At 68.3% G+C, this 10,374-nt stretch carries 5 protein-coding genes, 1 tRNA gene and 1 pseudogene; 1 reads left to right on the top strand and 6 read right to left on the bottom strand.

Annotation, left to right across the window (positions count from 1 at the left end; genetic code table 11):
• Positions 1-253: pseudogene (locus ACIGKL_RS23520) on the top strand (hypothetical protein); the annotation flags it as partial.
• Positions 254-267: 14 nt separating this feature from the next.
• Here ACIGKL_RS23520 and recD read toward each other — a convergent pair.
• The 6 genes from recD to ihfA form a co-directional block, all read right to left on the bottom strand.
• Positions 268-2,295: an exodeoxyribonuclease V subunit alpha gene (gene recD / locus ACIGKL_RS23515; RefSeq protein ID WP_397488772.1), complete on the bottom strand. Its 2,028-nt coding sequence runs from the start codon at positions 2,293-2,295 to the stop codon at positions 268-270.
• Positions 2,292-5,924 carry an exodeoxyribonuclease V subunit beta gene (recB, locus tag ACIGKL_RS23510; RefSeq protein WP_397488771.1) on the bottom strand — a complete coding sequence of 1,211 codons (3,633 nt, stop codon included), beginning with the start codon at positions 5,922-5,924 and terminating at the stop codon, positions 2,292-2,294. The genes recD and recB overlap by 4 nt, the downstream gene beginning before the upstream one ends.
• Complete coding sequence (gene recC, locus ACIGKL_RS23505) at positions 5,921-9,337, bottom strand: exodeoxyribonuclease V subunit gamma (RefSeq protein WP_397488770.1); 3,417 nt, start codon at positions 9,335-9,337, stop codon at positions 5,921-5,923. Before recC ends, recB begins: the two co-directional genes overlap by 4 nt.
• 243 nt (positions 9,338-9,580) lie before the next feature.
• Positions 9,581-9,657, bottom strand: a tRNA-Pro gene (locus ACIGKL_RS23500).
• 76 nt (positions 9,658-9,733) lie between these two features.
• Complete coding sequence (locus ACIGKL_RS23495) at positions 9,734-10,090, bottom strand: MerR family transcriptional regulator (RefSeq protein WP_021441988.1); 357 nt, start codon at positions 10,088-10,090, stop codon at positions 9,734-9,736.
• Positions 10,071-10,373, bottom strand: a complete 303-nt coding sequence (ihfA, locus tag ACIGKL_RS23490) for an integration host factor subunit alpha (protein ID WP_003243414.1) — start codon at positions 10,371-10,373, stop codon at positions 10,071-10,073. Before ihfA ends, ACIGKL_RS23495 begins: the two co-directional genes overlap by 20 nt.
• Position 10,374: the final 1 nt, after the last annotated feature.

Raw genomic sequence — 10,374 nt, 5'->3', positions numbered from 1 at the left:
GCGGGAGGCGCATTCTACAGCGTTCAAAACCGCTGTCAACCACCTCTTTTACCGCCTTCGATCCATTCGACCGAAGCACCGACAGGATCCAACCACTACCCTGCCGACCGGCGCGCATTCTACACGCCAGATCCAGCTTTGCAACCCCTCTTTTAAACTTAACTTATTGATTAACAAGAAGTTTTCGAAGAGCTTCAACGCTGAAGTGGCGCGCATTCTACCGCCTGAGGAAGGCACGTCAACACCTTTCTGAAAAGAATTACGCCCTCAGCTCTCCAAGGCCTCGCGCAGACCGCTGCGCCGCTCCACCCGCCGCAGCACCGCCTGCTCGAAGATGCCGGCGCGGGTCTCCACCAAACTGAACCAGTGCCGCGCCCGGGTGATGCCGGTGTACACCAGTTCCTTGGTCAATACCGGGTTGAGGCTGTCCGGGAGGATCAGCGCACAGTGGGCGAACTCCGAGCCCTGGGACTTATGCACGGTCATGGCGAACACCGTCTCCACCGCGCTCAACCGGCTCGGCAGGATATGACGCAACGCGCCGCTGCCGTCGTTGCGCGGAAACACCACGCGCAGCACCTGGCGCAACGGTGCACCGGGGAACTCCGGCGGCTCGGGCAGGCGCAGGGCGATACCGATATCGCCGTTCATCAACCCCAGACTGTAATCGTTGCGGGTCACCAGCACAGGTCGCCCTTCGTACCAGCCATGCTCCTGCTCCAGCAGCCCACGACGCTGTAGCGCCTGAGCGATGCACTGGTTCAGCGTTTCGACGCCCCAAGGCCCCTTGCGCACCGCGCAAAGCAACTGGAACTGATCGAAGGCCGCCAACACCCTGCCCGCCCAGCCATCCCAGGCCTGGATATCGGCGTCCGGCGCCGGGCGCCCCGCTCGCATCACCTGCAGGTAATGGGCATAGCCCTGGGCTCGGCGTTCGCCGCGCACCAGGCCCTCCAGCAGCAAACGCTCCAGGGCGCGATCCTGCTCGCCGGCAAGACGCAGCACATGCAAGTCGTCGCTGCCGGCCGCCAGGGTGGCGCGAGCCGCCCGGGCATCGGCCTGGTTCACCGCGCGAGCCAGACGGCCGATGCCGGAGGCGCCGGCGAAACGCCGCGAGTGGCGCAGCATGACGATATGCTGGGCCAGCGCCTGCTCGCCCGGCACCAGCGCCGGATCGGCCATCCGCTCGCCGGTCTGCGCCTCCAGCCAGGCGCGGGTCGCGGCGCTGTAACCGCCGACCTCCGCTTCCTGGCACAAATCGCCCAACACCGCCCCGGCCTCCACCGAGGCCAGCTGATCCTTGTCGCCCAACAGGATCAACCGCGCATGAGCCGGCAGGGCGTCCAGCAGGCTGGCCATCATCTCCAGATCGATCATCGACGCCTCGTCCACCACCAGCACATCCAGCGGCAACGGGTTGCCGGCGTCGTGGCGGAAGTGGCGGCTGTCCGGACGACTGCCCAGCAGACGGTGCAGCGTGGTCACCGTACTGGGAATCTGTTGCCGCACGGCGTCCGCCATCGGCAGCGAGGCCACCTGCGCGCCAATGGATTCGGTGAGGCGCGCCGCCGCCTTGCCGGTGGGCGCCGCCAGACTCAGACGCAGCGGCGCCCCGGTGGCCATCGCCGCCTCCTGCAGCAACGCCAGCAGGCGCACCACGGTGGTGGTCTTGCCGGTACCGGGGCCGCCGGTGATCAGAGTGAAGCGCCCCTGAGCCGCCAGAGCGCAGGCCAGCTTCTGCCAATCGGTCAGGCGCTCGCCAGCCAGGATCAGGGGCTCGGGGAACAGCGTGGCCAGACGCGCCGGGAGATCGGCCGGAGCCGCGGAACCCGCTTGCAGGCGCTGGGCGATATTGCTCGCCACGCGGCACTCGTAGTCCCAGTAACGGCGCATATAGAGGCAGGAACCGGCCAACACCAGCGGCGCGCCTGGGGCCTCCAGCAGCGAACTGCCGGCGCAGGCTGCCAGCCACTGCTCCAGCTCGAGTCCCGCCAATACCTGGGACGGCAGCAGCGTCGCGGTCTCGGCGTCCTCGCCTTCCGGCGGCAGGGACAAGGTGAAGTCCGGGTTGGCCAGGGTCGCCGTCAGATCCAGGCAGACATGCCCCTGGCCAAGTTGATGGCTGGCCAGCGCGGCGCCGAGGATCAGCAGCGGCGAGGCATCCGGATCCAGCTCGGCGAGGAACTGCGCCAGGGCGCGGTCCAGTTCCCGCAGCCAGCCGCGCTCGCTCCAAGCGGCCAACAGGGCGAAAAGTTCGGCGCCATCGCGCAGCGCCGGCGACAGGGTCGGATTCATGCCACGGCCTCCTCGGCTTCACCCATAAACAGTGCATCGAGCTGCTCGATCAGCTCACGCGGCGGCCGCGCCAGGTAGACACCCGATCCCGGTGCACGGAGGAACAGATAGAGCGCGCCGCCCAGGTGACGGTCGTAATCGTAATCCGCCAGGCGTAGGCGCAACTGCCGGTGCAGGGCCAGCACGTAGAGCACGTATTGCAGGTCGTAGCGGTGGCTAGCCATGGCCGCGGCCATGGCGTCATGGGTGTAGGCGCCGTCGTCTACGCCCAGCCAGTTGGACTTGTAGTCGGCCACGTAGTAGCGCCCCTGGTGCTCGAACACCAGATCGATAAAGCCCTTGAACATGCCGTTCAGGGTGTCCGCGCGCAGCGGTTGCCGGGCGATGCCGGGCAGCTCGCAGCGCTGCACCAGCTCGTCCAGGCGGCGCACGTCGACCGCCCGCGCCTCGAACCAGAACTCCAACTCCGCCTGGTACTGCGACAGCTCGGCCAGGCAGACCGCCTCGCCGCCGCCAAGCGGCAGCGGCTGCACCAGCAAGCCCTGCAGCCATTGCTGCAGCGGATCGATCCAGCTTTCCAGGCCGCGCCGCTGGCAACGCCGCGCCAGCGCCTCGCGCAGCGCCAGGGGATCGCCGGCGAGCTGGGCGAAGCCCTCCTGCGCCGCCATTTCCAGCAGGCCGTGGAGGAAGGTGCCGGGATTGGGACCGCGGGGAAAGCGATGCAGCCCCTCGGCCGAGGCCGGCAGCGGCGGCAGGGCCAGTTCCGAGTTCTCGTCGTCGCCGGCGTTCTGCATGGCCGGGCTGTCCGGTGCGGTGTCCTCATAGCGGTTGACCGTGGCCGGCGCGTCCTCGTCGAGGCGCAGGGCGCTGTAGGAGGCGATCCACCAGTGCTCGGCGGCGCGCCGTGCCGGGGTGCGCCAACGGGGGACGAACTGCTCGTCGTCCTGCGCCCGATAGCGCTGCTCGCCGGCTTGCGGCACCGGGGCCAGCGCCCTGCGCGGCGCGTCCGCGAATGGCGCTAGCCAGCCGGCAAGATCCGCACTAGCGGCCAGCGGCACACCGCCGCCCAGCAGGTAGCCGAGGGCGGACTCATGCAGCCGCGATTTCTTGCCATTGCCGATCTTCAGGTCCGCCACGCCCAGCCAGCAGCCATGGCGTGCACGGGTCAGGGCCACGTAGAGCAGGCGCAGGTCCTCGCCCAGCCGCTCGCGCTCGGCGCGCGCCAGGCTGTCCTCGTCGGCCTTGAGCACCAGGCGGCGGCGCTGGCCGTCATGCACCTGCAGCGGCTGCTTGTCGTCCAGCGGACGGAAGGCGCAGATAAAGGGCAGGAACACCAGGGGGTATTCCAGGCCCTTGGATTTGTGGATGGTCACCACCCGCACCAGCGCCTCGTCGCTTTCCAGGCGCAGCACCTGCTCCTCGGCGGCCTGGCCCTCGCCGGCCAGCAGCTCGCCCAGGTGGCGGATCAGCGCCAGCTCGCCGTCCAGCTCGGCGGCGGCCTGTTGCAGCAACTCGGCCAGGTGCAGCAGGTTGGTCAGCACCCGCTCGCCGTCCTCGCGACCCATCAGGCGCTGCGGCAGGGCGAAGTCCTGCAGCAACTGGCGCAGCATCGGCAGCACGCCCTGCCGCTGCCAGCGCTGGCGATAGTCGCGAAACTGCAGGACCCGGCGTTCCCAGATGCGCTCGTCGAGATTGAGCCGCTCCAGTTCGTCCAGCGCCAGGCCCAGGGTGGCGCTGGCCAGGGCCGCGCGCAGCGGCCGGTCCTGGTCCGGTTCGGCGCAGGCACGCAGCCACAGCAGCAGGTCGCGGGCCTCCTGGGCGGCGAACACTGAATCCTTGTCCGACAGGTAGACGCTGCGCACTCCGCGGGCGGCCAGCTCGCCACGGATGGCCTGGGCCTCGTTGAAGTCGCGCACCAGCACGGCGATATCGCTGGGGCGCAGGGCGACCAATCCATCCCCCCCACTGAAGCCGGCGCGCCCCTGCTGGCCCAGATCCAGCAGGCGCACGATCTCGCCGGCACTGGCGCCGGCCAGGGCATCGAGGTAAGCGCCCTTGGCCAGCGGCTCGTCGCTTGCCAGGTGCCACACCGTCAGGGCTGGCTGCGCCTGGCCGTCGACACTCCAGATTTCGCGTCGGCCCTGCGCGCCCACCTCGATAAAAGGCAGGTCGTCGCGCAGCAGGAAGGCTCCCTCCCCGCCCTCGCGCCGTTCGGCGCGCAGAAATACGCCGTTCACCGCCGCCACCATGTCCTCACTGGAGCGGAAGTTCTTCTCCAGATTGTAGTGGCGCCCGGCGGTGGCGCGCCGGGCGCGCAGGTAGGTGTGGATGTCGGCGCCGCGGAAGGAATAGATGGCCTGCTTGGGGTCGCCGATCATGAACAGGCCGCAGTCGTCGCGATTGATCTCCACCTGGTAGAGGGTGTCGAAGATGCGGTACTGCAGCGGGTCGGTGTCCTGGAATTCGTCGATCAGCGCCACCGGGAACTGGCGACGGATCACCTCGGCCAGGCGCGGGCCGTTGTCGCCCTGCAGGGCGGCGTCGAGACGGCTGAGCATGTCGTCGAAGCCCATTTCCGCGCGCTGGCGCTTCTCCCGGTCGAAACGCTGGCGCACCCAGGCGGCAGCGTGGCGCAGCGCGGCATCGCCGGGATCGGGCAGCTCGTCGAGCCGCGCCTTGAGGGCGACCATCGCCAGCAGTGCGGGATGAGCCGGCGGCGCGCCCTTCCAGGCCTCGGCCAAGCCATCGGGGGTCAGGCGGCTGAAGCCGGTACCCAGCTCCAGGCGATCCTCCTCGCCGCTCGCCCAGTCGCGCAGCTTGCTCAGCCAGGGGTTGTAGTAACGCGCCTGGATCTTGCGCGCATCCACCTGCTTGGCGGCGACGGCCGCATCCAGCAGCGCCTGCAACTCGTCGGCCCAGGTGCGCCAGGGCGTCTTGAGGGCCTCCAGTTCGCGCTGGCGATCGGCCAGGGCTCGCTCCAGCAGCTCGCCCAGCGGCTGGTCGCCGGACGCGCCCTCCTCGCCCAGCAGCGGCCGCAGCCGCGCGCCGAGGTTGGCCGGCGCGCCCCAGTGACGCGCCGCCCACGCCAGCGCCGCGCCATGCAGCGGATAGCAGTGCTGCCGCCAGTAGTCGCGCACCACTTCGGTGAGCAGTTCGCTGTGGTCGGTCTCCAGGGTCTGGCTGAACAGGCTGCCGCTGTCGAAGGCGTGCTCGCGCAGCATGCGCTGGCACCAGCCATGGATGGTGGAGACGGCCGCCTCGTCCATCCACTGCGCGGCCAACTCCAGTCGGCGGGCGCAGTCGGGCCACTGGGCCGCGGGGAAGTCCGCGCGCAGCTCGTGCAGCAGCGCATCGGCCTCGCCGTCGCCGCGAAACAGCGCCGCCGCCTGCACCAGGCGTGCGCGAATACGGTCGCGCAGCTCGCGGGTGGCGGCGTCGGTGAAGGTCACCACCAGGATCTGCGGCGGCAGCAAGGGCTCGCGGAAGGCCGCTTCGCCGCCGTGGCCTAGGATCAGGCGCAGGTAGAGCGCGGAAATGGTGAAGGTCTTGCCGGTACCGGCGCTGGCCTCGATCAGGCGACTGCCGTGCAGCGGAAAGCTCAGGGCCAGGGGACGTCGCGACGGGCTCATGGCCTATCCTCCTCGAGGGCAAAGGGCTGGCTTTGCAACAGCGGCCGGTACAGTCGCTCGCTCCAGGCCGGGAACTGGCCATCGGCGGTCAGCGCGGCGTAGTCGGGGAACTGCCGCGCCAGGCTGGCGCTGCCGACCACTTCGCCGCTGAGGTTGTAGCCACCCTCGTAGACGGTTCTGGCCTTGTCGTCGTTCTCCTCCTGCAGCCAGGCCAGCGAGGTCTTCAACGCCACCGGCAACGGCGCCTGCATGCCGGCATTCCAGGCTTGCAGCCAACCGGTGAGCAGCTGCGCCGCGTGCTCGGTCGGCAGCGGCTCGAAGGCCAGGGCCTGATCCTCGCCCACCAACAGCGTTTTGATGGGCGCGCCGCAAGCGGCGGCGATCACGTGCAGCACGTAGGGGCGCAGCAGGCGATGCCACTTCCAGGTCTTGTCCTTGGCCAGGGCGCCGGGCAGCAGCTCCAGGCGCGCCAGGCTGCCGTCGGCCTGGCGCCGCAGGCCGCCGAGCCAGCCGTCCAGCTGCACGTCGGCGGCGCTGAAGCTCAGTCGCTGCGGCGACTCCAGCAGCTCCGGCCACAACAGGCAGAGCCCCTGATAACGCTGCAGTTGCGCCGGCAACGGCGCCAGCAGGGCATCGCGGTATTGCTCGCCGAAACCGGCCAGCGGCAGCACGCCGCTGCGCTGCAGACGGTCGGCGGCCGCCAGCAGGGTACCCTCGGCGTCGCTGTCCGGGGTCAGCACGGCGGCCTTCAGCAAGCGCTCCTGCAGCTGGTAGCGCTCCAGCGCGTCGAGGGCGAAGGGTTCGCTGTCCAGCCGGGCCTGCTCCTCTTCATCGAGGAACACCTTGAGACGACGGGTGAAGAAGCACTTCACCGGATCGCGGAGAAAACTCTGCAACAGTTCGGGGCCGATCTGCTGGCCGTCTTCCCAGGCTGGCAACGCCCCCTGGGCCACGGCGGACGCGGCCTGGCCATGCAGCGCGGCCCATTCGTGGACGTAGCTGAACAGCGCCGGCTCGACACTGAAGTAGCGACGACTGAAGGGTTGCAGCGGATGTTCGGTGGTCAGCGCAGACAGCAGGTCGCCGCCGCCAAGCAGGCTCCAGGCGGCGCCGAGGTGGTCGCGCAGCTGGCCCACCAGCACCGACGGCGGGCGCTCGCTGTTGTCGCGAATACTGCGGCCCACCCAACTGATATAGAGGCGCTCGCGCGCCGCCAGCAGCGCCTCCAGCAGCAGGTAGCGGTCGTCCTCGCGGCGCGAGCGGTCGCCGGGGCGGTAGTCGCCGGCCATCAGGTCGAAGTCCAGCGGCGCCTGGCTGCGCGGGTAGTCGCCGTCGTTCATGCCGAGCAGGCAGACGTGACGGAAGGGAATGGCGCGCATAGGCATCAGGGTGCAGAAGTTCACCGCGCCGGCGAGAAAACGCTGGCTGAGGCGGCCCTGATCGAGATCGCCGAGCCAGGCTTCGCGCACCACCGGCAGCGGCAACGTCTCTGCCAGGCCACCGGTTTCGCACAGCGCCAGCCAGGCGTCGAGGGCGTCCAGCAGCTGAGTGCGCAGCACCTCCTCGCGGTCGTCCTGAGGCAGGAAGAAACCCTCCAGCAGGTCGCGCAACCGCGCGCCCCAGCTCGCCGGGCTGGCCGCTTCGCGCAGCGCTTCCAACTGGCGCTCGAGGGCTTCCAGCAGGCGGGTCAGCGGGCCGATCAGGGCGGCGTCGAGGCCACCGATCTCGTCGTAAGGCTCGATGCCGGCATAGGCCCCCGCCCCGCCCACCGCGTAGCCCAGCAACATGCGGCGCAGGCCGAAGCGCCAGGTGTTCTGTTCCAGGTCTGCGCCCAGGCCCAGGGATTCGCGCTGACGGGCATCCAGGCCCCAGCGGACGCCGGCGCCTTCCAGCCAGCGACGCAGGGTCGGCAGCTCCTCTTCCGCGATGCCGAAGCGCGCGCGCAGCGCGGCGACGTCCAGCAGGTCGAGCACTTCGCTGACGCTGAAGCGGCTGTCCGGCAACCGCAGCAGATGTTCCAGAGCGATCAGCAGCGGCTCCTTGCCGCGCAGGCCCTGGTCCGCCAGGGTGAAGGGAATGTGCCGCGGATCGTCGCTGGCGAACTGGCCGAACACCGCCTGGATATGCGGCGCATAGGTGTTCACGTCCGGCACCATGACGATCACGTCGCGCGGGCGCAGGCTCGGGTCTTCGCTGAAGCAGGCCAGCAACTGGTCGTGCAGCACCTCCACCTCGCGCTGGGCGCCGTGGGCGATGTGAAAACGCAGCGAACAATCCCGCGCCGGGTCCAGCGGCGGCCAGGTGGTGCGGGTTTCCGCCAGCGGGCGCAGGTCGAGGATGTCGTTTTGCAACTGGCCGAGCAGGCTGTCGTCGCGCGCCGGACTGAACAGGTCGATACGCTCGAACGCCTCGCGGTAGCGCTGCGGCTCGTCGTACTGATCGAGCAGGTTGATGTAGTCGCGGCCCTGCTTGCCCCAGGCGGCCAGCAGCGGCTGGGCGTGCTGGTGCATCTCTTCCTGGTCGAACAGACCGATCTGTCCGGCCGGCTTGCCCTTGCGCTGCTGACGACGGTACTCGTGGCGCAGCAGATCCTTGTCCTCGACTATATCGCCCCAATGGTGCTGGCAGGGGTTGTGCACGTAAAGCATCACCTGGCTGAAGCGCGCCATGGCGGCCAGCGCCTCCAGCACCTGGGCCGGCAACGAGGAGATACCGAACACGGTGATCCGCCGCGGCAGACCGGGCGGCGGCGCGTCCAGCTCGGCCAGACGCGCGACGAAGCGCGGATGCACGCCGGCGCGGCTGTCCGCCAGGTGCTCCGCGCCGACATCCGCCAGCAACGCCCGCCACAAGGCCGGCTGCCAGCGCGAGGCCTCGTCCAGCAAGCGCTCGCCGCCGCGCGAGGTGCGCAGGCGATCGTGCCCCGCCGCCCAGTCCGCCAGCCAGTCGGCGCGATAGACCTGGTACTGGTCGAACAGATCCGCCAGGCGCTCGGCCAACTGGTGGCGCTTGCGCAGGTCCTGGTCGTCGGCGAGAAAGCGCCGCAGGGGGGCGAAGGCCTCCTCGGCCAGCAAGCTCGGCAACAGGCGCATCAGGCGCCAGGTCAGCGGCGCCTTGTCCAGCGGCGACTGCTGCGGAATCGCGTCCTTGCCCAACACGCCGCGGTAGGCCTGCCAGAGAAAACGCGCCGGTAGATCCACGTCCAACGCCGCGGCGATCCCGCAACCGTCGCGCTCGGCCAGCGCCAACTTGAGCCACTGGGCGATGCCGTTGCTCTGCACCAGCAGCACCTCGTTCTCCAGCGGCCGCAGCGGATAACGACGCATCCACTGCACCGCCAACGCGCGCAACTCTTCCAGATGGTTGCCGTGGATCACGATAAGACCGGGGGACAGCTCCGGACTGGCGGGCATCGACTGGCTCCTTGCAAATAACGATGGGCAAGTTTGCCAGTAATTGGCGACCAGGTGCGTCGAGAACGTTTGGCCATTTCAAGCATCGCCAACTGGCGGGGAACTGGCATCGCTCGATTCAGTGGAGAGGGATTGAATACCGAGCTTCGCGGATCGGTACCGACAACGTTGAGGCAGATGAAGGAATTCGCAGACACAAAAAAGCCCGGTCATCACTGACCAGGCTTTGATGTAGGGATTTGTTGGTCGGGACGGAGTGATTCGAACACTCGACCCCTTGCACCCCATGCAAGTGCGCTACCGGGCTGCGCTACGCCCCGACGATGCTTACGTGTTACCGAAAGCGGGAGGAACTATACATTAAGCTTTTGAATTAAGGCAACTTTTTCTTTTGCCCTATTTGCGCAGGACATGCAGCACGTCCTCGAGCTCGACGATCATCTGCTTGATCAGTTGACGATACTGGGTGGTGTCGTCCTTGGCCTCGTCGCCGGAGAGACGCTGGCGCGCCCCGCCGATGGTGAAGCCCTGATCGTAGAGCAACGCGCGAATCTGCCGGATCATCAGCACGTCCTGGCGCTGGTAGTAGCGGCGATTGCCCCGCCGCTTGACCGGATTGAGCTGTGGAAACTCCTGCTCCCAATAACGCAGGACATGGGGTTTGACCGCGCAGAGCTCGCTGACTTCACCGATGGTGAAGTAGCGCTTGCCGGGTATCGCCGGTAGCTCGTCGTTATGACTTGGTTCCAGCATATGCCTCGACCCTGGCCTTCAGTTTTTGCCCTGGACGAAAGGTGACCACACGGCGAGCCGTGATCGGGATCTCCTCTCCTGTTTTCGGGTTGCGGCCGGGTCGCTGGCGCTTGTCGCGCAAGTCGAAGTTACCGAACCCGGATAGCTTGACCTGTTCGTTCAGCTCAAGAGCCTGGCGGATCTCTTCAAAAAACAGCTCCACCAGCTCCTTGGCTTCCCGTTTGTTCAGGCCGAGCTCTTCGTACAGACGTTCCGCCATTTCAGCTTTCGTCAGAGCCCCCATA

This window comes from Pseudomonas sp. NPDC077186 (assembly GCF_044543505.1).
Classification (GTDB): Bacteria; Pseudomonadota; Gammaproteobacteria; order Pseudomonadales; family Pseudomonadaceae; genus Aquipseudomonas.
The sequence above is the reverse complement of the archived record's forward strand: the minus strand, read 5'-3'. Positions and strand labels throughout refer to the sequence as shown.

Coding starts and splice junctions, on each gene's coding strand:
- recC (WP_397488770.1), bottom strand. CDS start 9,337: ATGCCCGCCAGTCCGGAGCTGTCCCCCGGTCTTATCGTGATCCACGGC.
- ACIGKL_RS23495 (WP_021441988.1), bottom strand. CDS start 10,090: ATGCTGGAACCAAGTCATAACGACGAGCTACCGGCGATACCCGGCAAG.
- recB (WP_397488771.1), bottom strand. CDS start 5,924: ATGAGCCCGTCGCGACGTCCCCTGGCCCTGAGCTTTCCGCTGCACGGC.
- recD (WP_397488772.1), bottom strand. CDS start 2,295: ATGAATCCGACCCTGTCGCCGGCGCTGCGCGATGGCGCCGAACTTTTC.
- ihfA (WP_003243414.1), bottom strand. CDS start 10,373: ATGGGGGCTCTGACGAAAGCTGAAATGGCGGAACGTCTGTACGAAGAG.